General features: G+C 64.0%; 30 protein-coding genes. 16 read left to right on the forward strand and 14 right to left on the reverse strand.

All coding sequences use genetic code 11. The features are described from left to right. Positions 1-56: 56 nt before the first annotated feature. Positions 57-641: a sigma-70 family RNA polymerase sigma factor gene (locus D2V04_RS02780; RefSeq protein ID WP_082836098.1), complete on the reverse strand. Its 585-nt coding sequence runs from the start codon at positions 639-641 to the stop codon at positions 57-59. A 391-nt stretch (positions 642-1,032) separates the two neighbouring features. On the opposite strand from D2V04_RS02780, the gene D2V04_RS18105 reads away from it, so the two are divergent. From D2V04_RS18105 to D2V04_RS02810, 6 genes are all read left to right on the forward strand, one after another. Continuing rightward, positions 1,033-1,359 (forward strand): transcriptional regulator domain-containing protein, encoded by a 327-nt coding sequence (locus D2V04_RS18105; RefSeq protein ID WP_228766219.1) that lies wholly within the window; start codon positions 1,033-1,035, stop codon positions 1,357-1,359. Then, positions 1,340-1,855, forward strand: coding sequence for a DNA -binding domain-containing protein (locus D2V04_RS18110; RefSeq protein WP_066558423.1), 516 nt, complete (start codon positions 1,340-1,342; stop codon positions 1,853-1,855). Before D2V04_RS18105 ends, D2V04_RS18110 begins: the two co-directional genes overlap by 20 nt. 243 nt (positions 1,856-2,098) lie before the next feature. Further along, on the forward strand, positions 2,099-2,851 hold the full coding sequence (locus D2V04_RS02795) for a LuxR family transcriptional regulator (protein ID WP_066558421.1): 753 nt from the start codon (positions 2,099-2,101) through the stop codon (positions 2,849-2,851). 124 nt (positions 2,852-2,975) lie between these two features. Then, the gene (locus D2V04_RS02800; RefSeq protein ID WP_119511835.1) at positions 2,976-3,587 is read left to right on the forward strand and encodes an acyl-homoserine-lactone synthase; all 612 of its coding nucleotides are present in this window, start codon (positions 2,976-2,978) and stop codon (positions 3,585-3,587) included. Then, positions 3,584-4,450, forward strand: a complete 867-nt coding sequence (locus D2V04_RS02805) for a phytanoyl-CoA dioxygenase family protein (protein ID WP_066558412.1) — start codon at positions 3,584-3,586, stop codon at positions 4,448-4,450. The genes D2V04_RS02800 and D2V04_RS02805 overlap by 4 nt, the downstream gene beginning before the upstream one ends. After that, positions 4,447-5,040: a GntR family transcriptional regulator gene (locus D2V04_RS02810; protein WP_066558410.1), complete on the forward strand. Its 594-nt coding sequence runs from the start codon at positions 4,447-4,449 to the stop codon at positions 5,038-5,040. The genes D2V04_RS02805 and D2V04_RS02810 overlap by 4 nt, the downstream gene beginning before the upstream one ends. A 28-nt stretch (positions 5,041-5,068) precedes the next feature. On the opposite strand, the gene D2V04_RS18275 is transcribed toward D2V04_RS02810, so the two are convergent. From D2V04_RS18275 to D2V04_RS02830, 5 genes are read right to left on the reverse strand one after another with little or no spacing between them, the layout of a single operon-like run. Continuing rightward, positions 5,069-5,191, reverse strand: a complete 123-nt coding sequence (locus D2V04_RS18275) for a hypothetical protein (protein ID WP_267463441.1) — start codon at positions 5,189-5,191, stop codon at positions 5,069-5,071. A gap of 8 nt (positions 5,192-5,199) precedes the next feature. Beyond that, entirely contained in the window at positions 5,200-5,634 is a 435-nt protein-coding gene (locus D2V04_RS02815) for a DUF6691 family protein (protein ID WP_119511836.1), read from the reverse strand. Next, positions 5,631-6,077, reverse strand: coding sequence for a YeeE/YedE family protein (locus D2V04_RS02820; protein WP_066558405.1), 447 nt, complete (start codon positions 6,075-6,077; stop codon positions 5,631-5,633). The genes D2V04_RS02815 and D2V04_RS02820 overlap by 4 nt, the downstream gene beginning before the upstream one ends. After that, complete coding sequence (locus D2V04_RS02825) at positions 6,077-7,006, reverse strand: MBL fold metallo-hydrolase (protein ID WP_066558403.1); 930 nt, start codon at positions 7,004-7,006, stop codon at positions 6,077-6,079. The genes D2V04_RS02820 and D2V04_RS02825 overlap by 1 nt, the downstream gene beginning before the upstream one ends. Beyond that, complete coding sequence (locus tag D2V04_RS02830) at positions 7,003-7,362, reverse strand: ArsR/SmtB family transcription factor (RefSeq protein ID WP_066558399.1); 360 nt, start codon at positions 7,360-7,362, stop codon at positions 7,003-7,005. Before D2V04_RS02830 ends, D2V04_RS02825 begins: the two co-directional genes overlap by 4 nt. A 204-nt stretch (positions 7,363-7,566) precedes the next feature. Here D2V04_RS02830 and D2V04_RS02835 point away from each other — a divergent pair, with 204 nt between their 5' ends. Beyond that, the gene (locus D2V04_RS02835) at positions 7,567-8,907 is read left to right on the forward strand and encodes a dihydrolipoyl dehydrogenase family protein (RefSeq protein ID WP_324186838.1); all 1,341 of its coding nucleotides are present in this window, start codon (positions 7,567-7,569) and stop codon (positions 8,905-8,907) included. Here D2V04_RS02835 and D2V04_RS02840 read toward each other — a convergent pair. Next, positions 8,904-9,308, reverse strand: a complete 405-nt coding sequence (locus D2V04_RS02840; RefSeq protein WP_119082088.1) for a MerR family transcriptional regulator — start codon at positions 9,306-9,308, stop codon at positions 8,904-8,906. The genes D2V04_RS02835 and D2V04_RS02840 overlap by 4 nt on opposite strands. 67 nt (positions 9,309-9,375) lie before the next feature. On the opposite strand from D2V04_RS02840, the gene D2V04_RS02845 reads away from it, so the two are divergent. Together D2V04_RS02845 and D2V04_RS18340 are read left to right on the forward strand one after the other, a co-directional pair. After that, complete coding sequence (locus tag D2V04_RS02845) at positions 9,376-9,771, forward strand: hypothetical protein (RefSeq protein WP_119511837.1); 396 nt, start codon at positions 9,376-9,378, stop codon at positions 9,769-9,771. Then, positions 9,771-9,998, forward strand: coding sequence for a GDCCVxC domain-containing (seleno)protein (locus D2V04_RS18340; protein ID WP_119511838.1), 228 nt, complete (start codon positions 9,771-9,773; stop codon positions 9,996-9,998). Before D2V04_RS02845 ends, D2V04_RS18340 begins: the two co-directional genes overlap by 1 nt. Here D2V04_RS18340 and D2V04_RS02855 read toward each other — a convergent pair. The 3 genes from D2V04_RS02855 to D2V04_RS02865 form a co-directional block, all read right to left on the reverse strand. Further along, positions 9,976-11,205 carry a tyrosine-type recombinase/integrase gene (locus D2V04_RS02855; RefSeq protein ID WP_066558389.1) on the reverse strand — a complete coding sequence of 410 codons (1,230 nt, stop codon included), beginning with the start codon at positions 11,203-11,205 and terminating at the stop codon, positions 9,976-9,978. The two genes, D2V04_RS18340 and D2V04_RS02855, sit on opposite strands and share 23 nt — an antisense overlap. A gap of 127 nt (positions 11,206-11,332) precedes the next feature. Continuing rightward, a complete protein-coding gene (trmB, locus tag D2V04_RS02860; RefSeq protein ID WP_119511839.1) occupies positions 11,333-12,034 on the reverse strand; it encodes a tRNA (guanine(46)-N(7))-methyltransferase TrmB in 702 nt (233 codons plus the stop codon). Between the two features lie 40 nt (positions 12,035-12,074). Continuing rightward, on the reverse strand, positions 12,075-12,839 hold the full coding sequence (locus D2V04_RS02865; protein ID WP_119511840.1) for a sulfite exporter TauE/SafE family protein: 765 nt from the start codon (positions 12,837-12,839) through the stop codon (positions 12,075-12,077). Between the two features lie 287 nt (positions 12,840-13,126). On the opposite strand from D2V04_RS02865, the gene D2V04_RS02870 reads away from it, so the two are divergent. Then, positions 13,127-13,951 (forward strand): helix-turn-helix domain-containing protein, encoded by an 825-nt coding sequence (locus D2V04_RS02870; RefSeq protein WP_119511841.1) that lies wholly within the window; start codon positions 13,127-13,129, stop codon positions 13,949-13,951. Positions 13,952-14,085: 134 nt separating this feature from the next. Here the strand turns inward: D2V04_RS02870 and ctrA are convergent, their stop codons facing one another. From ctrA to lptB, 3 genes are all read right to left on the reverse strand, one after another. Next, positions 14,086-14,781 carry a response regulator transcription factor CtrA gene (gene ctrA, locus D2V04_RS02875; RefSeq protein ID WP_119511842.1) on the reverse strand — a complete coding sequence of 232 codons (696 nt, stop codon included), beginning with the start codon at positions 14,779-14,781 and terminating at the stop codon, positions 14,086-14,088. 127 nt (positions 14,782-14,908) lie between these two features. After that, on the reverse strand, positions 14,909-16,372 hold the full coding sequence (rpoN, locus tag D2V04_RS02880; protein WP_119511843.1) for an RNA polymerase factor sigma-54: 1,464 nt from the start codon (positions 16,370-16,372) through the stop codon (positions 14,909-14,911). 26 nt (positions 16,373-16,398) lie between these two features. Continuing rightward, entirely contained in the window at positions 16,399-17,187 is a 789-nt protein-coding gene (gene lptB / locus D2V04_RS02885) for an LPS export ABC transporter ATP-binding protein (protein ID WP_119511844.1), read from the reverse strand. Between the two features lie 173 nt (positions 17,188-17,360). Here lptB and D2V04_RS02890 point away from each other — a divergent pair, with 173 nt between their 5' ends. The 3 genes from D2V04_RS02890 to D2V04_RS02900 all read left to right on the forward strand — a co-directional run bounded on the left by D2V04_RS02890 (position 17,361) and on the right by D2V04_RS02900 (position 20,548). Beyond that, a complete protein-coding gene (locus tag D2V04_RS02890; protein ID WP_324186839.1) occupies positions 17,361-17,756 on the forward strand; it encodes a hypothetical protein in 396 nt (131 codons plus the stop codon). A gap of 66 nt (positions 17,757-17,822) precedes the next feature. Further along, entirely contained in the window at positions 17,823-19,166 is a 1,344-nt protein-coding gene (locus D2V04_RS02895; protein WP_119511845.1) for a TldD/PmbA family protein, read from the forward strand. Positions 19,167-19,171: 5 nt separating this feature from the next. Further along, positions 19,172-20,548: a mechanosensitive ion channel family protein gene (locus D2V04_RS02900; RefSeq protein WP_119511846.1), complete on the forward strand. Its 1,377-nt coding sequence runs from the start codon at positions 19,172-19,174 to the stop codon at positions 20,546-20,548. Between the two features lie 94 nt (positions 20,549-20,642). Here D2V04_RS02900 and ppa read toward each other — a convergent pair whose 3' ends face one another. Continuing rightward, positions 20,643-21,170: an inorganic diphosphatase gene (gene ppa / locus D2V04_RS02905; protein WP_119511847.1), complete on the reverse strand. Its 528-nt coding sequence runs from the start codon at positions 21,168-21,170 to the stop codon at positions 20,643-20,645. Between the two features lie 109 nt (positions 21,171-21,279). Between ppa and hisS the strand changes: the two genes are divergently transcribed. The 3 genes from hisS to prmC are packed head-to-tail and all read left to right on the forward strand — an operon-like array spanning position 21,280 to position 24,498. Next, positions 21,280-22,602, forward strand: coding sequence for a histidine--tRNA ligase (gene hisS / locus D2V04_RS02910; RefSeq protein WP_119511848.1), 1,323 nt, complete (start codon positions 21,280-21,282; stop codon positions 22,600-22,602). Beyond that, on the forward strand, positions 22,599-23,669 hold the full coding sequence (gene prfA / locus D2V04_RS02915) for a peptide chain release factor 1 (RefSeq protein WP_119511849.1): 1,071 nt from the start codon (positions 22,599-22,601) through the stop codon (positions 23,667-23,669). Before hisS ends, prfA begins: the two co-directional genes overlap by 4 nt. Further along, on the forward strand, positions 23,662-24,498 hold the full coding sequence (prmC, locus tag D2V04_RS02920; protein WP_119511850.1) for a peptide chain release factor N(5)-glutamine methyltransferase: 837 nt from the start codon (positions 23,662-23,664) through the stop codon (positions 24,496-24,498). The genes prfA and prmC overlap by 8 nt, the downstream gene beginning before the upstream one ends. Positions 24,499-24,706 lie beyond the last annotated feature (208 nt).

The following is a 24,706-nucleotide window of genomic DNA, read 5'->3' on the forward strand; positions in this document are numbered from 1 at the left end:
TTGACGCATGGGTGGGCTGGCACCCTAGTTGCACATGAAATTAAATTGACCGGGACTCAGACGTCCTCGGCGGCCAGCTCGCGCCGCAGGTGAGCGAGAGCTCTCGTCATGTGGTATTCGACCGTCGACAACCCGACACCGAGTTCGAGATGAATTTCCCTGTAGGATTTCTTCTCGAAGCGGCTCATCGCGAACACCCGGGCGGTCTTCGCCGGGAGTTCGGCCAGCGCTTCCTCGAGAAGCTGTTTGGTCTCCGCCGCGTGTAACCGGTCTTCCTGGCAAGGTAGACTGGTGCCATCGCCATTCTCGGTGAGCGACAGGGTTACGATCCGGCACCGACTCCTCCGGGCGAAGTCGATTGCCAGGTTCCTCGCGATACAATGCAGGAAACCGCCCGGATTGCGCAGTTCATTCAGTTGCGCGCTCCCAGCGGCACGCAGGAAGACCTCCTGCGCAAGATCGCTGGCGTGCTCGTGACCGACCTTGCGCTTCAGGTAAGCCAGCACTCCGGCACGCTCATCCCGGTAGAGAGCTTCGAGCAGGCGGCTGCGCGGAAGCGATGCCCGCGTGGTTTGCGGTGACGAGGGCGAGGAAAGCGATTGTGTAGCGTGGTGCCGGGATCCGGCAGCGAAATCGGTCATGCTCAGGGGGAGCAGGCGACCGCACTCGTCGGCTCGTCAGCATGAGCCGGATGCGGAGTCCAGGTCTTTGCCGCCGTTCGGGACGCCGCGACGTCCCTTGACCGGATCGGCCGCCGGGCCTTGGCCGGACCGGCGTGCATGATGTCTGGCGGAACTGTCCACGCGTCCGTTGCCAGCAATTCGGTGCGCGCCAACCAATCGTGCCCAAACGCGATTGATCATGCAAGGCGCAACTACTCCATACCGGAGGTGTCCGCAGGCAAGCTCTGCGCGTCCGACCTTCCTCAAACGTCGTGCCCGCATCACCATTTCTGGGGAGGCGGCTGCCCGGATAGGAGAATGCCGGGCGCAAAACCGTTGCGGTAGCAGGACCATCGAAAGGAGGGGCTCCATGGTCCGCATCCCCGAATGGCAAAGGCGCTTCGACGGTTTCGATTTTTCGGACTTCGCGCAGGAATTCCTGCGGCGCAATCCGGACTATCGTGCCCAGTTCGCCCGCTTCCGCCGTGCGGGTGACGGCAAAACGCAAGCTCTCGCCGGCCGGCGAAGCGCGCGTTCATGGGGCCTCGAATTTCCTCGTGGATCCCGCATCCGGAGCCGATGTCTGTCCGGCATTATGGCGCCCCGAAGACAATCCGAGCGTCGTTGTGGTCGCATCTTCAGCCGTGTGTCGGACGGAGCTCGCGTCCGCGTTTCACATGCGATCGCTGCTGGTTGAAGCGGAAGCCGGCGCAGATCGGCACCTGGTGCTGGCGGGAAAACACACGCGCCACCGTCTCGTGGTGACCCCGCCGGCCGCTCGCGATGGCTATATCGTCCCGGCCGATCACTCGATGTCCGTTCGACTGGCGGCGCTCAGCGCGCTTCATGAGCATCCGCGCAGTCGGCAGGCCATTGCAGCTCGCGCTGCGCTGACACCCTCACCCTATCTCAGACATCGGCTGGTTCTCCTGCTCGCGATTCTCGACAGGCTCGACCCAGCTTCAGGTGAACCCGCAACGGTTCGGCAGATCGCGCGCGATCTGACCTTTCCCGGTCGGGATTACGATCGCGCGATTGAATGGAAGTCATCTTCCGACCGGCGCCAGACCCAGCGTCTTGTCGCCGAAGCGCGGCGCATGACAACGACGGGCTATCGTGATCTCCTGAGCGGCTCCACGCGGCTGGCCTCGCGCACTGAGCGCTGCGACGGAAGCGATGAGGGCCGCGATTAGCAATCGACCGGAGGCCCTTTCGAAGGGCGTGGGCATTCCCGCTACTTTCCAATCTTACTGTTTAAGCTATCGTTTTCTGCGGTGCCGGGTCTTGTGTTCGGTATCGCCACAAACCGAACCTTCAGGGGGGCGCGCAACAGCAACTGCCGGTGCCGATGGCATGGAACCATTGGTGAGGCATACAGCAGGCGATCGAGCGGCGGTGTGTTGGATTGCACCCTCGTCGGTCGAACAGGCCGGACTATGTATGCCTACTTCGCAGAGGAGTTCGCTACTGAACTCATAAATGTACAATCGGACACCGAACTGAGTGGGGCTCTTGCCGAGGTATCGCGGCGCCTCGGTTTCGACCATTTTGCCCTTAGTCTCGAATTGCGCTCGGGATCGCGCGAGGCGCCGGGCTTGCTTCTGCACGATTATCCCGATGAGTGGGCAAAGGTCTATGTGGCGTTTGATCTGGCGGGCCAGGATCCCGTCCGGCGCGCTTGCGACAAGAGTTTTATCGGCTTTGCATGGGATATGCTGGAGGAGATGATTCCGCTTACCCGCGGGGACCGGCAGATGCTCGCCGTCGGGAAGGAATGCGGAATCGGCGACGGCTATACAGTGCCACGACACCTGCCCGGGCTCGCGCGCGGAACTTGCACCTTTGCCGTGTGTCCGGACAGGGATCTGCCCCGTTGTCGCCTGGCCCTTGCCGAGATCGTCGGCACGCTCGCGCTCAGTTGCGCCCTTGCCCTTGGTCCCTCTCGTAGCACGGAAACCGTTCCCGTGCTTAGCGATCGCCAGCGCGAGTGTCTGTTGTGGACCGCGCGCGGCAAGACCGCCGCCGAGACCGCGATCATACTGGGTATCGGCACCGAAACCGTCATCCAGCATCTCAAAATGGCCCGCGAACGCTATCAGGTTCATTGCAAGCAGTCGCTCGTGGTCGCAGCTCTTTTCGATGGGCTGATCGGATTTGCCGACATTATCCGGTGGCGAGACACGGGCTGAATTCCGCCCATGCAGTTGGGACGCTTCGCAATTCCGCGGAAGCTTACATCCCCTGTTCTTGGTATGTCGAAGCGGAACCAGATCGATCAGTTGCTACCTGTCTTTTCAATCACAGGCAGCAACAATGCAGAACCATACCAGTCCCGCCGATCCGGTGCTCCGGACCATGTTCGCGGCCCGTAAGCGGGTCTTCGTCGATCTCCTCAAATGGGATGTCCCCGTGCTCGAAGGAGTCTACGAAATCGACCAGTTCGATACGAGCGAAGCGTCCTATGTCATTCTCACCGATGACAAGGACAGTCACCGCGCATCTGCGCGGCTGCTCAAGACCGACAGGGCGCATATTCTCGGCGAGCTGTTTCCATCTCTTTGCGATGGCCCCGTCCCGGTGCGCGAGGACTTTCGCGAGATCACCCGCTTCTGCATCGAGCCGACACTCTCGCGTCTGGAACGCCGGGCCGCGCGGGACGAACTTGTAACCGCGCTCGCGGATCACGCGCTGATCGCCGGAATCGCCGCGTATACCGCGGTCGCTACGCTGAACTGGTTCCGCCAGATTGCGAAATTTGGCTGGCGATGCCGAGCACTCGGCCCCGGCAGCCGAATCGGCGGTGAAAACCTTATCGCGCTCCAGATCGATATCGATGCGCAAACGCCTGCGGATCTCGCCTGCGGTGGTATCTACCGCCAGGGATCCTATCGCGTGGCCGACTACGAGCTGGAGATCGCGGCATGACTGGCGCAGCGCATTCGCCCTGGCTCGACCAGATCAGAAAGCAGGGTTATTGCATCATCCCCAACGCTCTGCCGAGTGCAATCCTCGCAGCGCTCGATACGGACCTCCAGCAGACCTACGCAAAGACGCCTTTCGGTGATGGCGAGTTCTATGGCTACAAGACGAAGCGGTTTGGGAGTTTGCTGCGCCGATCGCGCTGGGCGGGAGACCTGGTCCTTCAACCGCTCATCCTCGCGCTTGCCCGTGAAATTCTGGGCAAAGCCTGCGAACGCATCCAGCTAAATGTCGCGCAGGCGATTGCAGTCCATCCCGGCGAGATCGAGCAGTTCCCGCATTGCGACCACGACATGTGGGCAGGGGAGAAGGGCACGCATGAATATCTGCTCAATGTCATGTGGCCCCTGACCGAATTTACGGCGTCCAACGGCGCGACGCGAATATATCCCGGCACCCACAGGCAGAAAATTGAATCGCTAGACCAGCTCGGCACGCCAATCGCGGCCGAGTGTCAGCCTGGCGATGCCATTTGCTTTCTCGGATCGACGGTGCACGGAGCGGGACCTAATCTGACCAGGCACGTGCGCCGTGCGGTGGTGATCGGTTACAGTCTTGGCTGGCTCAAGCCCTACGAGAATCTTTGGCTCGCCTATCCGCCAGAAGTCGCGCGGGAATTTCCCGCAGAACTTGCCGAGCTTGCGGGCTATTGTCAGCACCGGCCCAATCTTGGCAATTACGAAGGCCAGTGCCCATCTATCTTGCTGCGCGACGATATTGCCGAGTTTCCGCGGGCGACCGATGCGCTTCGCGACGACCAGAAAGCCGCGGTGCGCGAATTTGCCGAGGCGCAGCGCGGCGAAAAGTGAGCCCTGCCCACGTCCTTGAGCCCACCTATCAACGCCTCAAGCGTGCGCTGATGGAGGGAACCTGGGCCAATGGGGCCAAGCTCGAGGCAATGCGGCTTGCCGACGATTTCGGCGTCAGCATGACACCGGTGAGGGACAGCCTGAACCAGCTGGTTGGCGAGGGGCTGGTCGACCTCACCCCTGGCGACGGCTTTCGGGTGCCGGTTCTGACCGAACAGGGTTTGCGGGATGTCCTCCGCGTAAATGCGGTTTTGCTTGAAACAGCGAGCGATGAAGTTTGGCGAATCCCGAACGCGCGCGATCTCGAAGACTGGCCTGACGATTATGCTGGCCGCATGGCAGCGGTGTTTTTGGTACTTGCAGCCGGGTCGGGCAACCGGTGCCTGGCGGTCCTGATCGATCGGATCAGTGATCGGCTGCACCGGGTCCGGATCCATGAACCCGACGTATTGCCCGACGCTGCAGAAATCCTCGCTGAAATCGAGGCGAGTCTGCGAGGCTCGCGTAACGAACGGCTGCGCGCCTTGCGGCGTTACCATCGCAGATGCGAGGAGCGGGTTCCGCAATTGGTCAGTCGCCTGTCGGGATAGTTTTCCGAAACTCAATTCTGTGCCGCTTTCAACGTGCCCATCGAACCGAATGCACCGCCGCCCCGAGATCGTTCGTCAGAACCGAGCCATTGTAGGTTCGTCCCCATCCGAGAATGGGAAGATAGCGCGCAAGCAGGCTGGGCTCGGCCATAGCTTCGACTACTCCTGCAGCGCTTTATGACTGGGGTCCATCAAGCGAAAGATCAGCATTCCGGCCAGCATAGCCATCACGAAGACTGCTGCCTTTGCAGGCTCGATGACGAGCGCTGCAAAGCCCGGCCCGGGACACAGGCCTGCAATCCCCCAACCGGTGCCGAACAGCGCCGCGCCGCCGATCAGGCGGGGGGTCAGGTCGGTCCGGTCGGGAAGAGCGAATGTCGTGCCAATCAAAGGCTGCGCCATGCGCGCCTGAATCCGCCAGGCGATCGCCATCACGATAACCGCGCCGCCCATCACAAACGCGAGGGTGGGGTCCCAGTCCCCGAATATGTCGAGAAAGCCGCGCACACGCGCTGGGTCGACCATGCCGCCCAGTGCCAGCCCGGCACCGAACAGGCTGCCTGACAGGAGAGCCACTAGCCACGAGCGGGTCATGACAGCACTTCCAGCCCCAATGCATTCATGATGGCGACGGTTGCGATACCAGCTGCCATGAAGGTTGCCGTGGCGACGATCGAGCGCTGCGAAAGCCGGCTGACACCGCATACGCCGTGGCCGCTGGTGCAGCCGCTGCCGATGCGCGTGCCGATGCCGACCAGGAGGCCCGCCGCCACAAGTGGAAGGTACCCGGCAAAGCTGGCCTCGATACCGCCGGTAGTCCAGGCAACCAGCAAGGCGCCGAGTGGCAGGCCTACAACAAACGCCCACGCACCGGACCGGGGCATACCGTCGCCGCTGATACCGAAGGCGCGCGCGGCGATGCCGGACACGCCGGCAATTCGTCCTGCACCCAGCAACATCAGCGCGGCGGCCAGGCCGATCAGCACTCCACCAAGCAATCCGGCGAGCGGGGCGGCATCGGGAAATCCGGGAAGCATCACAGCTTGTTGACCGGCATCTTGAGGTAAGACGTGCCGTCGCTTTCGGGCGGCGGCAGATGGCCGCCGCGCATATTCACCTGGATGGCGGGCAGGATCAGGCGCGGCATTTCCAATGTCGCATCGCGCTGGGTGCGCATCTCGACGAACTGGTCCTCATCCACATCTTCGTGAAGATGCACATTGGCTGTGCGCTGCGCGAGCATGGTGGTCTCCCATACGAATTCCGTGCGATTGGGCGCCTTGTAATCATGGCACAGGAACACCCGCGTCTTGTCCGGCAGGCGCATCAGCCGGCGGACCGAGCGGTACAGCTTGCGCGCATTGCCGCCCGGAAAATCGGCCCGGGCGGAGCCATAATCGGGCATGAACATCGTATCGCCGATAAAGGCCGCATCGCCGATGATATAGGCCATGTCCGCTGGGGTATGGCCGGGCACGTGAAGAGCGATCAGCGGAATATCGCCGATCATCAACGCGTCGCCATCTTCCATCAGCCGGTCGAATTGCGATCCGTCACGCTCGAAATCGGTGCCTTCGTTGAACACCTTGCCGAACACGCCCTGCACGGTCACAATTTCGCGGCCGATGGCCAGTTCGCCGCCCAGCTTTTCCTGCAGATAGGGCGCGGCGGAAAGGTGATCGGCATGGGCGTGAGTTTCCAGGACCCAGTCGACGGTCAGACCTGCATCGCGCGCATAGTCGATAATTTCGTCCGCCGCTTCCAGGCTGGTGCGGCCCGAAGGCTGATCGAAATCCCAGACGCTGTCGATAATGGCCGCGCGCTTGGTCTGATCGTCGCTGACCACATAGGTCGCGGTAAAGGTCGGCTCGTGGAAGAAAGCCTTGACGTGCGGTGCTCGCAGATCGCCCGCAAGCACATCGTTCACCTGTTCGATGGCCTTTTCGATATTCGTGTCGTCGCTCATAGTGTTTCTCCGGCGTCGCCGCTCGGCTGGGGGGATTGGCCAAGCTCGGGGCAAAAGATGTCGTGCAGCAATTCGAGAACCCGCTGCGCATTCGGGTCGCACACACGGTAGAACACCGATTGGGCATCCTTGCGTGTCGCGACGAGATCGTCTTCGCGCAATTTTGCGAGGTGTTGCGACAGGGCGGACTGGCTCAGCCCGACGCTCTGCGCCAGATCGCCGACGGACAGCTCGCCAGCCTCTGCAAGGAAGCAAAGAACGAGCAGGCGCGACTCGTTGGCCATCAATTTCAGCAGGCGGCTGGCCTCGCCGGCCTGCCGCGTGAAATCCGTATCTGGAGACCCATTGTGGCTCATGATTTGCTCCGTTAGTATTCACTAATTTAGAATAATCTAATGTATTTTCAAGAGGGAGGGGTATCCGCCTCGCTTCGGTAGGGAAGTCATTTTCTGCAACCGACCATCTGTGTTCACGGGGGCGCTTCGTGCGACACGATTTTTCGATGGCGGCGTCGGAACCCGTAGCCACTCCAGCTTCATTGACCGGGCAGGAGAATCGATATGAACTACGATTTGATGGTAATCGGTACGGGGACGGCAGCCATGGTTTGCGCCCTGCGCGTTGCGAAGGCGGGTTGGAAAGTCGCGGTTATCGACGAGAAGCCATTCGGTGGCACCTGCGCGCTACGCGGCTGCGATCCCAAGAAAATGCTGGTGGCCGACGCAGAAGTGATCGACGCGAAACAGCGCATGACAGGTCACGGGGTGAAGGGGGATCTGCGCATCGATTGGCCCGACCTTATCCGGTTCAAACGCAGCTTTACCGACCCTGTGCCTGAAAAGCACGAGCGGCGGTATGAAGAGGCCGGCATCGTGACCTTGCATGGTACGGCAAAATTCACCGGGCCAAATCATCTCTCCGTAGGCGACCATGAAATCGAATACCGCAAAATCCTGATCGCGTCGGGAGCCAGACCGATACCTCTAGCCATCCCAGGCGAAGAGCACCTGATCGACAATGAGGGCTTTCTCGAACTGCCTTCGCTGCCGAAGCGCATCGTTCTGGTCGGGGGCGGATATATCGCTGCCGAGTTTTCCCATATCGCTGCCCGTGCGGGAGCCGAGGTCACGATCCTTCAGCGGGGACCGCGCATGTTGACGCAGTTCGAACCCGAACTTGTGAACTGGCTCATGGATGCGTTCGACCGGATCGGTGTGCGAGTGATTACCGATACGGCGGTCGATGCCATTCGAAGATCGGGCGGAAAATATGTGGTTCATGCGAATGGCAAGGGCGGCCCGATCGAAGTCGTCGCCGATCTTGTCGTTCATGCGGCAGGACGGGCTCCCGCCATCGAGCGGCTCGATCTCGAAAAGGCCGGGATCGCAGCCGAACATGGAAAGCCGAAGCTGAACAAATTTCTGCAGAGCGTAAGCAATCCGGCCGTCTACGCTGCCGGAGATGCTGCCTCGAACGGGCCGCCACTCACCCCCGTTTCCAGCCATGATGCAAAAGTTGTCGCGGCCAATCTAGTCGAAGGCAATCACCGCGAACCCGATTACAAAGGGGTGCCGAGCGTGGCCTTCACTCTTCCGCCTATCGCCCGCGTTGGCCTCACCGAGGCAGAGGCGAATGAGGCGGGGCTGAGATTCCGGACAAAGTACGAGCGGACCTCTCAATGGTTCACCGCCAGGCGGGTCGCCGAACCTGTCTACGGACACAAGACACTAATCGAAGAGGAGACAGGGACAATACTGGGCGCGCACCTCGTCGGACCCGGCGCAGACCAGGCCATCAATATTTTCGGACTGGCGATCCGCCATGGGCTCACCGCGGACGATCTGAAGACTACAATGTTCGCCTATCCAACCGGCGCGTCTGACATCGGATACATGGTCTAGGGCCGAGCGGTCTCCAGCATGTCGATGACTGCACAGTCGGGCACATGACCGCCCGAACACTGCTCGACGGTAGCGGTAAGATGCCGTTCCAGGCGAGTGAGATCGTCGATCTTGCGCCGTACTTCTTCGAGGTGATGAATTGCAATCTCGCGCACTTCGTCGCAGCATGCTTCGGCAGGACCGCCCAGGTCCAGAAGTGTCCGCACCTCCTTCGGCGCAAAGCCTAGCTCGCGCGCCCGCTTGATGAATTTGAGCGTGCGGAGGTGCCCATCGTCGAAAACCCGGTGTCCGCCTGCTGTACGAGCCGGCGCACCGAGCATTCCGATCTTCTCGAAATACCGGATCGTCTCGATATGGACGCCCGTCTTGCGCGCCAATTCACCTATCGACAGGCGGCCCACGCCGAATCTCCTTGAACCTATATCTACTACAGGACGTACATACAGTTCGAATCGAGCGGAGGCAAAGATGACCGAGCAGGCTGTCCAATACGGTGAGGCGAAAAGCGTAAGCGATCGCGGGGTTGCTGGCGTTGGAATGCTGGCGAGTGCAGGGGCGCTTCTCTCTGCGGCTGCCTGCTGCGTCCTGCCGTTGGTCCTCGTTGCTGTCGGGCTCGGTGCTGGCGGGCTCGCATGGTTTGTTCCCTACCACTTGCCGCTCACAATCGCAGCCTTCCTAATCGTGGCCTTTGGGTGGTTCCTTCACGTGCGCCAACTGCGCATCTGCAGTGCTGATGGCTGTGAGAAACCTGCTCGCAGCAGCGTTGCGCGACTGACATTGCTGATTGCCACCGCGATGATCGTCCTGTCTGCGCTATGGGGCTTTATTGAACAACCGCTGATGCGTGCGCTTGGAGGAGCCTGATGCAGATTGTTTCGACGATCACGTGCCCCCATTGCCAAGCGGCCACCACCGAAACCATGCCGACCAACGCATGCTGGTTCTTTTATGAATGCCAGCATTGCCGGAAAAGACTGCAGCCATTGGCAGGAGACTGTTGTGTATTCTGCTCTTATGGCGATGCCCCATGCCCCCCGATTCAGGAAGCGCGGGAAGATGGTGACGGTGCTACCTGCTGTCTACCGCAGTAGTGGTGGTCGCATCACGCAAGACACACACGAGATGCTTGTTCCAGTCATTAAGGGCATTGCGTTTTTCGTCTTTCCAATCGTGGCGCTGGTAAACTCCCGCCACGCCCGCACGTGAACCGCTTACATGGTTCAATACCGCCTCGGTAACCTCGAACCTTACACCTAAGCGCTGGAAATTCGTTGCGAGCGTCCGCCGCAAGTCATGAAGGCGCCAGGGAGGCAAAGGTTCGCCTTCGGCTTCCTCGATGGCGCTATCCAGCTTCATCTTGCCTTTATGGTAGCCGGTGAAGCCCGCTCCACTTGCAGTCGCAAACACTCTGCCCTTGCGCGGCCATTTCCCTCCACCTGCCAACCGATCGAGCTCGATCATGGCGAGTTCGTTCAATGGAATGGTGTTGAACTCTCTGTTTTTCGTGCGCCGGCCGGGCAGGGTCCATAGTCTTTCTGCTCTGTCGAGCTCCTGCCAGTGCATCCCGCAAACCTCTTCGCGGCGCTGTCCGGTCAAAATCAATAAGCGGACAATCGGCCCGAAACAGGGATGGCATTCGGGCGTGGCATACCAGATCATGCGCAGCTCCTTGTCAGAAAGCCAGCGATCCCGCGGCCTTACCGGCGGCGGCGTCTCCATGCCCTCAATCGGACTGCGATCGAGATCGCCGCGACTGATAGCCCAGCGGAACAGACGGCGCATCACTGCAAATACGTTCCGGCGATTGGCGACCTGCTCTTCCGGCATCTGGTCGAGAACGGATACGATATCTGCCCTGGTGATCGAAGGCAGCGGCTTCTTGCGTAGAACCGGCTCAAGATGAAGCCTGACCACTCGTTCGACCAGACGTCTCCATCCCTCGCCTTTGCAGGAATGGGTGAAATGCCGCGCGTAATTGTCGAAGGCGAGATCGACGGCCTCACGGCGCCTCTGCTTTTCAGCCTCCACTGGATCGACGCCTTGGCCGACGAGCAGGAGAAGGCGTTCGGCTTCCGAGCGGGCCGTCGTAGGTGTCCACGGAGACCCATGTGCGCCGATCGTATAACGCCGTGCGATTGTCTCGCGCCCGCCCATCCTGAATTGAAGGACGTAAGAGATATTTCCTGAAGGCGTAATCTTGGCGCCAAAACCTTTGAGATCAGTGTCCCAAACGAATTGGCTCGAGCTGCTAGCCTCGAGCGCATCTATCGATTTTTTCGTGATTTTTCCTGTTGCCATCCGGAACCTCGTGTCCTTCTTCTGGCAATCACCGGGTAATCACGCAAGCGGAAAAAGGAGCGAAATGGAGGCAATTCTAGCGTAGGAGGATTCAGCTAAGTACATTGTTTTACAAGGATTTCGCACTTTAGCGTCGTCTAAATCTAAAGTACCAGACCTCGTGGCCGTAGACGGTGCGGGCCTTGGTTTCGTAGCGGGTTTCGCACCAGCCGGACGGGCGGTTCTGCCAGCTTTCGGGGCCGTCCACGAGCCACTCGAACGCGTCGGTATGGCGGCGCATGACCATCAGCGCGTGGCGCAGATAGACCGGGTGATCGGTGCCGAAGCGGAACTCGCCGCCCGGTTTCAGCTTGGCGGCGATCATCTCGACCGGGCCGTCGTTCATCATCCGCCGCTTGGCGTGGCGCGCCTTGGGCCAGGGATCGGGGTGAAGCAGGTAGAGCATCGTCAGCGAGCCATCGGGGATGCGCGAGAGCACTTCCAGCGCGTCGCCGTGGTGCAGCCGCACGTTGGCGAGGCCGCCGTCGCGCACGTGGACGAGCGCCTGCGCGACACCGTTGATGAACGGTTCGGCACCGATGAAGCCGTGGTCGGGCAGCAGGTCGGCACGGTAGGCGAGATGTTCGCCGCCGCCGAAGCCGATCTCGAAGTGGAGCGGGCGGTCATGACCGAACAGCCGCTCCGCCGTCACCGGGCCCTCGGCCGGTACGGCGATCTGCGGCAGCAGGTTCTCGACCAGTTCCGCCTGCCCCTTGCGCAGCGGCTTGCCCTGGCTGCGGCCGTAGAGCCGGTTGAGGGTGGTCGGATCGCCGGGCTTGTTCGCAGTCATGCAGCGCCCGATAGCGGTGTGCGGTGACGAGGGAAAGGCGTCAGGAAAGCGCCGTGTAGATCCCGTAGGCGCTGGTCGCCGTCAGCGCGGCGCCGACCATGATCAGCATGAGCTTGGGACTGAAATGCTTGGCTGCGAGAGCGCCGAACGGGGCGGCGGCAATGCCACCGATCAGGAGGCCGAGCGTGGCCCCCGCCAGGTCGGCGATGCCGAGGTGGACGATGAACGTCGCCGAGATCGTCAGCGTCAGGAAGAATTCGACCGCGCTCACCGTGCCGACGACCTTGCGCGGCTCGGCGCCCTGGATCAGCAGGTTGGAGGTCACGACCGGTCCCCAGCCGCCACCCCCGGCCGCGTCGAGAAAGCCGCCGATCAGGCCGAGCGGCGCGACTCGCTTCGCCTCGCGCACTTTCGGTGGATAGAGCAGCCCGCGCACCAGCAGGTAGAGGCCCATACCGGCGAGATAGGCGAGCACGAAAGGCTTGATTACCGAGGCGTCGATCGAGGTCAGCAGGTAGGCGCCGGTCACGCCGCCGATCACGCCCGGGATTAGCAGGCGGAAGAACAGCTTCTTGTCGATATTGCCGTGGAGCAGGTGGCTGATCCCGCTGGTCGCGGTGGTGAAGCATTCGACCACGTGGACCCGCTGCGAGGCCTGCGCCGGCGGCAGGCCGAGCACGCCGACCAGCATCGTATTGGTGATGACCCCGAACGCCATGCCGAGCGCGCCGTCGATGAGCTGCGCGGCAAAGCCGATCGCGATAAAGGGCAGAAGCCCGGTGAGGTCGATCCCGAACAGTTCCATCGCGAGCGCCCTTCATGTCGACGTTCTCGCCGCGCAATTAGGGCGTACCGGGCCAACGGGCGAGCCGTAAAACGCTACGCGTGCTGAAAGAAAAGGGCTTGAGACAGTACCTAGCGTCGGCCGCGGAAGGGGGCAGGGCGTTTTGGGGGCGCCAAACGCGACTAACCCGTGACGGCAGAGCGGCATCAATTCGGATTCCGCTTCGCATTGAAAGCGGGACGAGCGACCGCTGCCTTTCCAAAAAAATCGTTCTGGACCCTCGCTTGGCCGTGTGGTGAGCAAGAGCCATGTCAGCTCCGCAACTTTCGGGCCGTTCGTTCGCAGCTCTTACTGACAAGGAACTGGAAATCCTGCGGCTGCTGGCGGCTGGACATACCGTTAAGTCCATCGCTGCCGAGCTAGGTCGTTCAGAAAGCTCGATAAACGAGCGACTGCGCGACGCGCGGCGCAAGACGGGTGTCAGCAGCAGCCGCGAACTCGCTCGCCTGTTGGATGCCCAGAAAATCTGGGCCAAGAAAACTGATCTATCATCGCAGGGCTCCAGGACCGACCCCTTCGAACAGCCCCGGACTATGGGGTTCGAATGGTCGAAAGGAACGATTGCCATGCTAGTATCATTGCCTCTCGCCGCCGCCGGACTCATCTTTGCGGCATCGACTTCGGTCCATCAGACCGAACCAACGCAAGGCGTTCAGGTCGAAGTCTCCCGCCAATCGCCGCTGTTCGGGAGCTGGTCGCTCGACACGGATCGCATTCCCGCAGAAGAACGACCGCAGCGGGTGACCATCGATTTCAGCGTTTCGCCTGACCGGAAATGGACAACCCATGTCGAGATCGTTCATCCCGACGGCTCGATCCGCCGGGCGGAGTCGACAGCGGCGCTGGACGGTGTCCCTGCGCCCGTCACCGGCAATATGCAATTCGTCGACAGTGTTTCGCTGCGCCAGCCCGTGCCGGGCACACTGGTGATGTCGCTCGCGAAAGATGGCGCACCGGTATCGACCCGCGTGTACACCGTCGCGAAGGATCGGCAGTCCATGACGGAAACGATTATCTGGGCGGGAGAGGGCATCCCGAAATTGCCGACGACCCATTTCAACCGGATCGGTTGACCGAATCATTTCTGCGCCGGTTCACCCTGCCTGACTTTGGTGTGCCGGGAAAAAGGCGGGAATGGATTCCCTTGCACGGAAAAAGGGGCCGGGGCGTCGCCGCGCCGGCCCTCTTCTACCGCTCTTGCAGGAGATCAGGCAGCTTCGGCCTGGCTCTCGGGATCGCGCAGCACGTAGCCGCGACCCCAGACGGTTTCGATGTAGTTCTCGCCGCCGCAGGCGTGGCTGAGCTTCTTGCGCAGCTTGCAGATGAACACGTCGATGATCTTGAGCTCTGGCTCGTCCATTCCGCCGTAGAGGTGGTTGAGGAACATTTCCTTGGTCAGCGTGGTGCCCTTGCGCAGCGAAAGCAGCTCGAGCATCGCGTATTCCTTGCCCGTCAGGTGCACGCGGGCGCCGTCGACCTCGACCGTCTTGGCGTCGAGGTTGACCGCCAGCTTGCCGGTGCGGATGACCGACTGGCTGTGGCCCTTGCTGCGGCGGACGACCGCATGGATGCGCGCGATCAGCTCTTCGCGGTGGAAGGGCTTGGTCACGTAGTCGTCGGCGCCGAAGCCGAAGCTGCGGATCTTGCTGTCCATCTCCGAAATGCCCGAGAGGATCAGAACCGGCGTCTGCACTTTGGCGACGCGCAGTTTCTTCAGCACGTCGTACCCGTGCATGTCGGGCAGGTTCAGGTCGAGCAGAATGATGTCGTAATCGTAGAGCTTGCCGAGATCCAAGCCCTCTTCGCCGAGATCGGTCGAATAGACGTTGAACCCCTCGGTCGTCAGCATCAGCTCGATGGCCTTCGCCGTGGTCGGCTCGTCCTCGATCAACAGTACGCGCATGGGTATCCCCCCTTTTACCCTCGCCCCGTGCGGCAAAGCCGCTCCCCGAAGGTCTAGCCCGATATTAACCACAAGAGATATGAATGGAAAAGGTTAACACGTTCTAAACCAAGTGGCACCAATCGTTTCATCCGCCGGCGGCAAGCTTTTTCTGGCGCCGGCGCTGGACGGAACTGCCGATTCCCATGGCCTCGCGGTACTTGGCGACGGTGCGGCGGGCGATGTCGAACCCTTCGGCCTTGAGCAGGTCGACCAGCGTGTCGTCGGAAAGAATCTTCTTCGCCTCTTCGGCATCGATCAGCGCCTTGATTCGCGCCTTGACCGCCTGCGAGCTCGCCCCTTCGCCGTCGGCGCTGCCGACGCCGCTGGTGAAGAAGTACTTCAGCTCGAACGTGCCGCGGTCGCAGTGCAGATACTTGTTGCTGGTCACCCGGCTGACCGTGCTTTCGTGCATCTCGATCGATTCGGCCACTTCGCGCAGAGTGAGCGGCCGCAGCTCGGAAACGCCGCGGCGGAAGAAGCCTTCCTGCTTCTTCACGATCTCGGCGGCGGTCTTGAGAATCGTCTTCTGCCGCTGGTCGAGCGCGCGAATCAGCCAGTTGGCATCGGCAAGCTTTTCCCCCAGCCACGACTGCGCGGCCTTGCCCGGGCAGTCCTCCCGCAGTTCGAGGTAATAGGCGCGATTGACCACCAGTCGCGGCAGCGTCTCCTCGTTGAGCGCGATATCCCAGCCGCCGTCCTTGGCCCGGGTGACGAGAATGTCGGGCACGACAGCGCTTTCCGCGGCGCCGCCGAAGCGGCAGCCGGGCTTGGGGTCGTAGCCGCGCAATTCGGCGAGCATTTCGGCGAAGTCCTCGTCGTCGACGTCGCACATGCGCTTGAGCCGCGCGAACTCGCCGCGCGCGACCAGATCGAGGTTGTCGATCAGCCGCGCCATGCACGGGTCGTAGCGGTCGGCTTCCTGTGCCTGGAGAGCGAGGCATTCGCCCAGCGACCGCGCGCCGACGCCGGTCGGGTCGAGCGACTGCACGACGGCGAGCGCGCGCTCGGCCTCCGCCAGCGGAACGCCGAGCTCGTCTGCGACCTCGCGCAAGTCGGCCGCGAGATAGCCGGCTTCGTCGAGCAGCCCGATCAGGTGCCGCGCGACGAAAGCCTCGCGCGCATCCCCCGCGGCCGCACCGACCTGCTCCTCGAGATGTTCGGCGAGCGTCGGGCCGCCGCTGCCGCGCTCGTCGATGCCGGGCAGGTCTTCGGAAGGCGCGGAGCCTTGTGCGGCACCCCATTCGCCGTCGCCGGTGTCGCGGTCGCGGTCGAGCGCCGAAGGATCGATGTCGAGCGCGCTCTCTCCGTCCACAGGGCTGCCGTCCATCGCGGCGTCGGCCCCGGGTTCCTCTCCCGACAGCTCGATCCTCTCGCCGTCCTCGCGCTGGACCTCGCCCGCTTCGAGCAGCGGATTCGCCTCCAGTGCCTCGCCGATGAAAGTCTCGATCTCGAGGTTCGACAGCGCCAGCAGCTTGATCGCCTGCTGGAGCTGCGGCGTCATCACCAGCGACTGCGTCTGCCGGAGATCGAGGCGCGGCCCCAAAGCCATAAATCAGCTCGCGACGTGCCGGGGGATCACAGGCTGAAGCTCTCGCCCAGATAGAGCCGGCGTACGTTTTCGTCGGCGACGAGATCTTCCGGCGTGCCGGCGAACAGCACCTGGCCGCCGTAGATGATGCAGGCGCGGTCGACGATGTCGAGCGTCTCGCGCACGTTGTGGTCGGTGATCAGCACGCCGATTCCGCGCTGCTTGAGGTCGAGCACGAGATGGCGGATGTCGCTGATCGAGAGCGGGTCGATGCCCGCGAACGGCTCGTCGAGCAGCATGATCGAGGGCTTGGCCGCCAGCGCGCGGGCGATCTCGCAGCGCCGACGCTCGCCGCCCGAAAGCGCCATCGCGGCGCTTTCGCGCAGCTTGGTCAGGCCGAATTCGTCGAGCAGCCGCTCCAGCTCCTGCGCCCGGGTCTCCTTGTCGGGCTCGACCATCTCCAGCACGCAGTTGATGTTCTGCTCGACCGTCATCCCGCGGAAGATGCTGGTTTCCTGCGGCAGATAGCCAAGGCCGAGGATCGCGCGGCGGTACATCGGCAGGCTGGTGACGTCGTCGCCGTCCATCAGGATCCGGCCCGCGTCGGGCTTCACCAGGCCCATGATCGAATAGAAGCAGGTCGTCTTGCCCGCGCCGTTGGGACCGAGCAGACCGAGCACTTCGCCCTTGCCGACCGTGAGCGAGATATCGGTCAGCACCGCGCGCTTGTCGTAGCTCTTGGCGATCGAGATCACCTCCAGCCCGCCTTCCTGGGGCAGCGGGGCGGTGGCGTCCGCGCGCTGCGCGGTCCCGGCGATCGGCTCTGGCGTGTCCATCGATCGGCCATGTAGCATCGCAGAGCGCGCAGGAAACCCCTGCGCGCGCAGGAACCGTTCGAAACTGGCAGGATTCGTGCATGACCCGCGGTGGAACGGATGGTTATGGCGCTTGCTTGCGAGGTCAGCCTCTGAAATACTCCGATTCGGACGAGGACATTGGGAGAAAGCGCATGGTGAAGGCGCTGCACCGGACTGACGAAGGCGGAGGGCGCAATCACGCGGTCGGCCGCCATGAGGCACGCGACTGGCGCAAGGGTATGAGCGACAACGTCGCCTACGCGCTGCTCGTCTACACCGCGCTGCAGATTTTCGTCACCGTCCATGCGATCAAGGAGGTTGGATCCTCGATCCTGCCCTATCTCGCACTCGTCGTGCTGGTCGCGGGCATCATCCCGGCGTGCCGCTGGTTCGAAAAGCGCTGGCGCGACCTTTCGGACGAAGAAGCGGCCGATCCCGCGCTCGCGGGGGCCTATCGCCGCGATCAGATACTGCTCTGGGGGCTGGCGATCTTCCTGCCGCTGGTCCTTACCGGCTTGTTCAAGGGTGTAGCGGCGCTCTTCGCCTGAACCTCGCCTTGCGGCTGGACCGCGCCGCCCCTAGCTGGGGCGCATGACATTTCCCGAGACCATTCGATGATCGACGGCGAGACCGCGCTCGCCCGCTGTGCGCAGCTGATCGAGGCGGCGCGCCGCCACGGCGCAGATGCGGCCGATGCCGCCGCTCGCGCACAATCGTCCGAAGGCGTGTCTGTCCGCCTCGGCCAGCTCGAGGAAGTCGAGCGGTCGGAGAGCGAGGAGATCGCGCTGCGGGTCTTCGTCGGCAAGCGATCGGCCTCGATCGAGACGAGCGACTTCACCCCCGCCGCGCTCGACGACCTCGCCGAACGGGCCGTCGCCATGGCCCGCGTCGCGCCGGAGGACCAGCACGCCGGCCTCGCCCCGCAGGACCTGCTCGACCGCGGCACGGCGCCTCCGCTCGATCTGGAGGACGCGGGCGAACCCGGCCCCGAGCTACTGCGCGAACGCGCGCTGGCGGCAGAGGACGCCGCCCGCGCGGTGGAGGGCGTGACCAACAGCGAAGGCGGCGGCGCCTCGTTCGGGCGCTCGCTCTTCGCGCTGGCGACGAGCGAGGGGTTTGGCCGCGCCTACGGGGCGACGCATCACTCGCTCAGCGCCGTTGTGATCGGCGGGCAGGGCTTGGCCATGCAACGCGACTACGCGATGCGCACGGCGCGCCACTTCGCCGATCTGCCTTCGCCCGCGGAGATCGGCCGGCTGGCCGGTGAGCGGACCGTCGCCCGGCTGAATCCCGAAATCCCCAAAGGCGGACGCATGCCGGTGTTGTTCGACCCGCGCGTCGGCGCTTCGCTGGTCGGCCATCTGGTCGGTGCGATGGCCGGTCCCGCGATTGCCAGCGGATCGAGTTTCCTGCTCGGCCGCGAAGGCGAGACGATCTTCCCGGAGGCAATCGAGGTGATCGAGGATCCGCACTGTCCGCGGGGCCTGCGTTCGCGCCCATTCGACGGCGAAGGCCTGGGATGCGTGCCGCGCAAGCTGGTCGAACGCGGCGTTCTCGGCGGCTGGTTGCTCGATATCGCGAGCGCGAACAAGCTTGGCCTCACGCCTACAGGCCACGCCTCGCGCGGCGGCGGCACGCCGGGCGTCTCGGCCAGCAACCTGCACATTCCCGCTGGCTCCGTCTCGCGCGCCGAGCTGATGGCGGACGTTGCCGAGGGCGTGCTCGTCACCGAACTCGCCGGGCAGGGCGTCAACCCGGTGACCGGCGACTACAGCCGCGGTGCCTCGGGCTTCCGGATCGTGAACGGCGAGATCGCGGGGCCAATCGCCGAGTTCACCATTGCCGGCAACCTGCTCGCCATGTTCGCCGCCCTGCGCGCGGCCGACGACCTGGAGATGCACCGCGCGGTCAATGTCCCGACCCTGCGGGTGGACGGCATGACGGTCGCGGGGAGCTGAGCCCGATGCGCGGCGCGATCAGAGCTCTGGCGCTGCCGCTCCTGCTGATCGCGGTTCCCGCTGGCGCCGCGATCGTCCCCGCCGCACCCGCGACCACCGCCGCGCCGGCTGCCGAGCCCGCGATTGCCGATCGCCAGGACGCCGGAGCGGATACACGCATCGCCGGGCGCATCCGGGCGATCTTCGGCGAGATCGAGGCGCTCTCGGATGTCGAGGTGGCGGCGCGGGAAGGCGTCGTCACGTTGTCGGGCACGGTGCGGACGGCGGAGGACATCGACCGCGCCGAACGCATCGCCGGCCGGGTCGCCGGTGTGGCCACCGTCGAGAACCAGATCACGCGCGACGTTTCGGTCGGCCGGAACCTGTCGGCACTGGGCAAGGTGTCGAAGCGGTTCGGCGATCTTGTCGCGATGCTTCCGCTGATCGGACTGGCGCTTGCGATCGCGCTCGCCATCGCCCTGATCGGATACCTGATCGCGGGCCTGCACGGCCTCTGGCGACGCCTTCTGCCCAACGTGTTCCTGGCCGACCTTGCCGCCAGCGCGATCCGCTTCGTGTTCATCGTGATCGGGCTGGTCGTCGCGCTCGACATGCTCGGCGCCGGAGCGTTGATGGGGGCGGTGCTCGGCGGGGCGGGCGTGATCGGCATCGCGCTCGGCTTCGCCATGCGCGACACGATCGAGAACTACGTCGCCTCGCTGATGCTGAGCCTGCGCCAGCCGTTCCGCGCCAACGATCACGTCCGGATCGATCAGATGGAAGGCCGCGTGATCCGCCTCACCAGCCGTGCGACGGTATTGATGACGCTGGATGGCAATCACCTGCGCATTCCCAATTCGACCGTCTTCAAGGCGGTGATCCTCAACTACACGCGCAATCCGCAGCGGCGCTTCGACTTCGATCTCGGCATCGACGCGGGCGACGATGCGGACGCGGGGCGCGGCGTGGGGCGCGATGCGCTGGCCGCGTTGCCGTTCGTCCTTGCCGAGCCGGCCCCCGACGCGGGTGTGGTCGAAGTCGGCGATTCGAACATCGTACTGAGGTTTTTCGGCTGGATCGATCAGCGGGAGACCGACTGGTACAAGGCACGCAGCCGCGCGATCGCGGCGGTGAAGGCGAAGCTGGAGGCGGAAGGCTTCGCGCTGCCCGAGCCGATCTACCGCCTGCGCTTCGATCCGCGCACGATGCCTTTGCCACCGGAGAATGGCGCGGAGACGCAAGGCACGGACGCTCCGCCCGCGCCCGTGGCGCCAGCTCAGTCAGCGCGAGAGGACGAGCCGCAAGATATCGCGCCCGACGAAGAGATCGCCAGAATGGTCGAAGCCGAGCGCGCGCAGGAGGGCGACCGGGATCTGCTCGATCCGAAACGGCCGGTGGAATAGCGAGCCGGTTCGTGTCCCCGCGAAGGCTGGGACCTCAGGCTGCCAGGCCGTCCTTCAACCGCCAGAGGCCCCCGCCTTCGCGGAGGCTCGGTTCTCAGCCCTTCGCCCGCTCGATCGCTTCCAGGATGATCCGCTTGGCTTCCGCCGCGTCGCCCCACTGGCCGACGCGGACCCACTTCTCCTTCTCCAGGTCCTTGTAGTGGGTGAAGAAGTGCTCGATCTGCTGGAAGATGATCGAGGGCAGGTCCTTGGTCTCGGCGACGTCCGAATAATACGGGAAGGTCGTGTCGATCGGTACGCAGATCAGCTTCTCGTCGCCGCCGTGCTCGTCCTCGAGGTTGAGCACGCCGATCGGGCGGGCGCGCACGACGCAGCCGGGGATGAACGGGCTGCGCGAGATCACCAGCGCGTCGAGCGGGTCGCCGTCCGGGCTCAGCGTGTGCGGCACGAAGCCGTAGTTCGCCGGATAGCGCATCGGCGTGTGCAGGATGCGGTCGACGAACAGCGCGCCGCTATCCTTGTCGAATTCGTACTTCACCGGCTCGCCGCCGGTCGGGACTTCGATGATGACGTTCAGGCTTTCGGGCGGGTTGTCGCCCACGGGGACCATGTCGATGCGCATGCGTTCTCTCGTTCTTGTGGTCGGCCCCTCTCCCAGGACTTCGCGCCGGCGCCTCTAGCGAAGGCGAGAGGATTGCGGAAGGGGGCGCATGGCCCTAATCGCGCGGACCATGTCGAAGACACCGCAAGCAATCCGTGGAACGCAGGATATTTTCGGAGCCGAGGCCGAGGCCTTTGCCCATGTCGTCGAGACGTTCGAGCGCGTGCGGCGGCTCTATCGCTTCCGCCGGGTCGAGATGCCGGTGTTCGAGAGGACGGAGGTCTTCGCCCGCTCGCTCGGCGAGACGACCGACGTGGTTTCGAAGGAAATGTATTCGTTCGAAGATCGCGGCGGCGAATCGCTGACCCTGCGGCCCGAATTCACCGCCGGGATCGCGCGTGCCTATCTGACCGACGGTTGGCGGCAATACGCGCCGCTCAAGCTGGCGACGGACGGCCCGATCTTCCGCTACGAGCGGCCCCAAAAGGGGCGCTACCGCCAGTTCCACCAGATCGACGCCGAAGTGATCGGCGCGGCCGAGCCGCAGGCCGACGTCGAGCTGCTGGCGATGGCCGACCAGCTTCTGAAGGAGCTCGGCATCGCGGACGGGGTGACGCTGCAGCTCAACACGCTGGGCGACGGCGATAGCCGCGAAGCCTGGCGCGCGGCGCTGGTCGACTACTTCGCAGCCCACCGTGCGGAACTGAGCGAGGATTCGCAGGACCGGCTGGAGCGCAACCCGCTGCGCATCCTCGACAGCAAGGACCCGCGCGATCGCGCGTTCGTCGCCGATGCGCCGAAGATCGACGATTACCTGAGCGGCGAGGCGCAGAACTTCTTCGGCGCGGTCACCGCCGGGCTCGATGCCGCGGGCGTGGCGTGGACCCGCGAACCCTCGCTGGTGCGCGGGCTCGACTACTACCGCCACACCGCCTTCGAGTTCGTCACCGACCGCCTCGGCGCGCAGGGGACGGTGATCGGCGGCGGCCGCTACGATGGCCTGATGGAAAGCCTTGGTGGCCCCGCGACCCCGGCGGTCGGCTGGGCTGCGGGGATCGAGCGGCTGGCGATGCTGGTGGGCCATGGGCGGAAAGATCGCACAGACTTCGTTTTGATCCCGATCGGCGCAGAGGCGGAAGCGTATTGCTCCGGACTAATCGCCATCCTGCGGCGGAAAGGTCTCTTCTGCGACATGGCTTTCCGCGGAAACGCCAAAAAACGCCTTCAGAAAGCTGATGCCGCAGGCGCGAAAGCCGTGCTTATCGTTGGTGAGGATGAACTCAGGTCCGGTAAGATTGCCGTTAAGCATCTTCAATCTGGCGATCAGGCATTGCGGGATCGTCTCCAGATCGAAAATCCAAATCATGGAGCTGCATACACCGAGGCCTGTTTGCTGCATGGGCTCGGCGGCATCAAGTATTCGCAGGGCGGCGAGGACTTCCAGGCCGAATGACCATTCCCGCCGAACGCCTCCAACAGATCGCGCACCGCTTCGCCGAGCTCGAAGCGCGGCTGGCGTCGGGCACGCTCGAGGGTGAGGCGTTTGTCGCCGCGAGCCGCGACTATGCCGAGCTCGAGCCGGTCGCGCGGGCGGCGGAGGACGTGCGGACGATGCGCGCCGAGCTCGCCGAGCTGGAGAAGCTCGACGACGCCGATCCCGACATGAAAGCGCTCGCCGAGGAAGAGATCATGCGCCTGCGCAGCGCCTTGCCCGAGGCCGAACGCGCGCTCTCCGTCGCCATGCTGCCGCGCGATGCCGCCGATGCGCGGCCGGCGATGCTCGAAATCCGCGCCGGCACCGGCGGAGACGAAGCGGCGCTGTTCGCCGCCGACCTGTTCCGCATGTACGAGCGCTTCGCCGCCGAGAACGGCTGGCGGGTCGAGACGATCTCCATGAACGCCTCCGACATCGGCGGGTTCAAGGAGATCGTCGCCCACGTCTCCGGCCAAGGGGTGTTCGCGAAGCTCAAGTTCGAAAGCGGCGTCCACCGCGTCCAGCGCGTGCCGGTGACCGAGAGCGGTGGCCGCATCCATACTTCGGCGGCGACCGTCGCCGTCCTGCCCGAGCCGAGCGAGGTCGACGTCGAAATCGAGGACAAGGACCTCAAGATTGACATCTACCGCGCGAGCGGGGCGGGCGGGCAGCACGTCAATACGACCGATTCGGCGGTGCGCATCACCCACCTGCCGACCGGCCTCGTCGTCATCCAGCAGGACGAGCGCAGCCAGCACAAGAACCGCGCCAAGGCCATGCAGGTCCTGCGCACCCGCCTCTACGACCTGAAGCGCGCCGAGGCGCAGGGAGCCGAGGCGGAGGCGCGCAAGGCGATGGTCGGCAGCGGCGACCGCTCCGAACGCATCCGCACCTACAACTTCCCGCAAGGCCGCGTGACCGATCACCGCATCGGCCTCACCCTGCACAAGCTCGACGAAGTCCTCGCCGGCCCCGGCCTCGCCGAACTGATCGACGCTCTGATTGCGGAAGACGAGGCGAAGCGCCTCGCCGCGATGGATGGGTGAGGAAAGCGCGACGGCCGCCGAAGCTCTGCGCAAGGCGGCGGAACGGCTGTCCGCAACCTCCGACACCGCGCGGCTCGATGCGGAGGTGTTGATGGCGCATGCGCTCGGCGTGTCGCGGTCGGAGCTGTTGCTGCGGCATATGCGCGATGCGGCGCCGGAAGGTTTCGCGGCGCTGGTCGAGCGGCGCGCGGCGCATGAGCCGGTGGCCTATATCGTCGGCGAGCAGGAGTTTTACGGCCGGTCATTCGGTGTCACGCCCGATGTCCTGATCCCGCGCAGCGACAGCGAGGCGACGCTTGCCGCGGCGCTGGAGGGCGCAGGAGAGACCGGCCGCGTGCTCGATCTCGGCGTGGGCTCGGGTGCGCTTCTGCTGAGCTTTCTGGCGGAGAAGCCGGGCTGGGACGGGATCGGAGTCGACCGCTCTGCCGGCGCTCTCGGGGTCGCCGGGGACAATGCCGCGCGTATCGGGGTGGAGAGCCGGGCGCAGCTGCTGCGCTCCGACTGGCATGCGGCTGGCTGGTGCGATCCGCTCGGCGCGTTCCATCGCGTGATCGCCAATCCGCCCTATGTCGAAGAGGCGGCCGATATCGCCCTCTCGGTGCGCCGCTATGAGCCGGCCGGCGCACTCTTCGCCGGCGCGGACGGGCTCGACGACTACCGCGTGCTGATTCCCCAGTTGCGCAGCCTGTTGGTCCCGGAAGGCGTCGCGGTGCTCGAGATCGGTGCATCGCAGGCGGAGTCGGTCGGGGAAATCGCGCGAGAGGCCGGATTCTCCACCGATCTGCGCCGTGATCTCGCCGGACGGCCGCGTGCGTTGATTTTGCGCTAGGGGGGTTGGCAAAAGGCGCCGCGATAGCTAACTCTACTGCAAGGCCTCCGGTTCGCGACGTGTTCGCCTCCCGGTCGGGCTTCGTTCCGACATTTGCAACCGACCGGGCAACGAGACCTGTAGAGGTGCAGACGGGACACCCGCGATTCGCTCGGGAGCGGACGCGGGGAGGGGTCATGCGACCGCGCGGGCAATGGTGCCGTAAGGG

The sequence above is a fragment of the Pelagerythrobacter aerophilus genome (assembly GCF_003581645.1).
Classification (GTDB): Bacteria; Pseudomonadota; Alphaproteobacteria; order Sphingomonadales; family Sphingomonadaceae; genus Pelagerythrobacter; species Pelagerythrobacter aerophilus.

Coding starts and splice junctions, on each gene's coding strand:
- D2V04_RS02780 (WP_082836098.1), bottom strand. CDS start 641: ATGACCGATTTCGCTGCCGGATCCCGGCACCACGCTACACAATCGCTT.
- D2V04_RS18105 (WP_228766219.1), top strand. CDS start 1,033: ATGGTCCGCATCCCCGAATGGCAAAGGCGCTTCGACGGTTTCGATTTT.
- D2V04_RS18110 (WP_066558423.1), top strand. CDS start 1,340: ATGCGATCGCTGCTGGTTGAAGCGGAAGCCGGCGCAGATCGGCACCTG.
- D2V04_RS02795 (WP_066558421.1), top strand. CDS start 2,099: ATGTATGCCTACTTCGCAGAGGAGTTCGCTACTGAACTCATAAATGTA.
- D2V04_RS02800 (WP_119511835.1), top strand. CDS start 2,976: ATGCAGAACCATACCAGTCCCGCCGATCCGGTGCTCCGGACCATGTTC.
- D2V04_RS02805 (WP_066558412.1), top strand. CDS start 3,584: ATGACTGGCGCAGCGCATTCGCCCTGGCTCGACCAGATCAGAAAGCAG.
- D2V04_RS18275 (WP_267463441.1), bottom strand. CDS start 5,191: ATGGCCGAGCCCAGCCTGCTTGCGCGCTATCTTCCCATTCTCGGATGG.
- D2V04_RS02815 (WP_119511836.1), bottom strand. CDS start 5,634: ATGACCCGCTCGTGGCTAGTGGCTCTCCTGTCAGGCAGCCTGTTCGGT.
- D2V04_RS02820 (WP_066558405.1), bottom strand. CDS start 6,077: ATGCTTCCCGGATTTCCCGATGCCGCCCCGCTCGCCGGATTGCTTGGT.
- D2V04_RS02825 (WP_066558403.1), bottom strand. CDS start 7,006: ATGAGCGACGACACGAATATCGAAAAGGCCATCGAACAGGTGAACGAT.
- D2V04_RS02830 (WP_066558399.1), bottom strand. CDS start 7,362: ATGAGCCACAATGGGTCTCCAGATACGGATTTCACGCGGCAGGCCGGC.
- D2V04_RS02835 (WP_324186838.1), top strand. CDS start 7,567: ATGAACTACGATTTGATGGTAATCGGTACGGGGACGGCAGCCATGGTT.
- D2V04_RS02845 (WP_119511837.1), top strand. CDS start 9,376: ATGACCGAGCAGGCTGTCCAATACGGTGAGGCGAAAAGCGTAAGCGAT.
- D2V04_RS18340 (WP_119511838.1), top strand. CDS start 9,771: ATGCAGATTGTTTCGACGATCACGTGCCCCCATTGCCAAGCGGCCACC.
- D2V04_RS02855 (WP_066558389.1), bottom strand. CDS start 11,205: ATGGCAACAGGAAAAATCACGAAAAAATCGATAGATGCGCTCGAGGCT.
- trmB (WP_119511839.1), bottom strand. CDS start 12,034: ATGACTGCGAACAAGCCCGGCGATCCGACCACCCTCAACCGGCTCTAC.
- D2V04_RS02865 (WP_119511840.1), bottom strand. CDS start 12,839: ATGGAACTGTTCGGGATCGACCTCACCGGGCTTCTGCCCTTTATCGCG.
- D2V04_RS02870 (WP_119511841.1), top strand. CDS start 13,127: ATGTCAGCTCCGCAACTTTCGGGCCGTTCGTTCGCAGCTCTTACTGAC.
- ctrA (WP_119511842.1), bottom strand. CDS start 14,781: ATGCGCGTACTGTTGATCGAGGACGAGCCGACCACGGCGAAGGCCATC.
- rpoN (WP_119511843.1), bottom strand. CDS start 16,372: ATGGCTTTGGGGCCGCGCCTCGATCTCCGGCAGACGCAGTCGCTGGTG.
- lptB (WP_119511844.1), bottom strand. CDS start 17,187: ATGGACACGCCAGAGCCGATCGCCGGGACCGCGCAGCGCGCGGACGCC.
- D2V04_RS02890 (WP_324186839.1), top strand. CDS start 17,361: ATGGTGAAGGCGCTGCACCGGACTGACGAAGGCGGAGGGCGCAATCAC.
- D2V04_RS02895 (WP_119511845.1), top strand. CDS start 17,823: ATGATCGACGGCGAGACCGCGCTCGCCCGCTGTGCGCAGCTGATCGAG.
- D2V04_RS02900 (WP_119511846.1), top strand. CDS start 19,172: ATGCGCGGCGCGATCAGAGCTCTGGCGCTGCCGCTCCTGCTGATCGCG.
- ppa (WP_119511847.1), bottom strand. CDS start 21,170: ATGCGCATCGACATGGTCCCCGTGGGCGACAACCCGCCCGAAAGCCTG.
- hisS (WP_119511848.1), top strand. CDS start 21,280: ATGTCGAAGACACCGCAAGCAATCCGTGGAACGCAGGATATTTTCGGA.
- prfA (WP_119511849.1), top strand. CDS start 22,599: ATGACCATTCCCGCCGAACGCCTCCAACAGATCGCGCACCGCTTCGCC.
- prmC (WP_119511850.1), top strand. CDS start 23,662: ATGGGTGAGGAAAGCGCGACGGCCGCCGAAGCTCTGCGCAAGGCGGCG.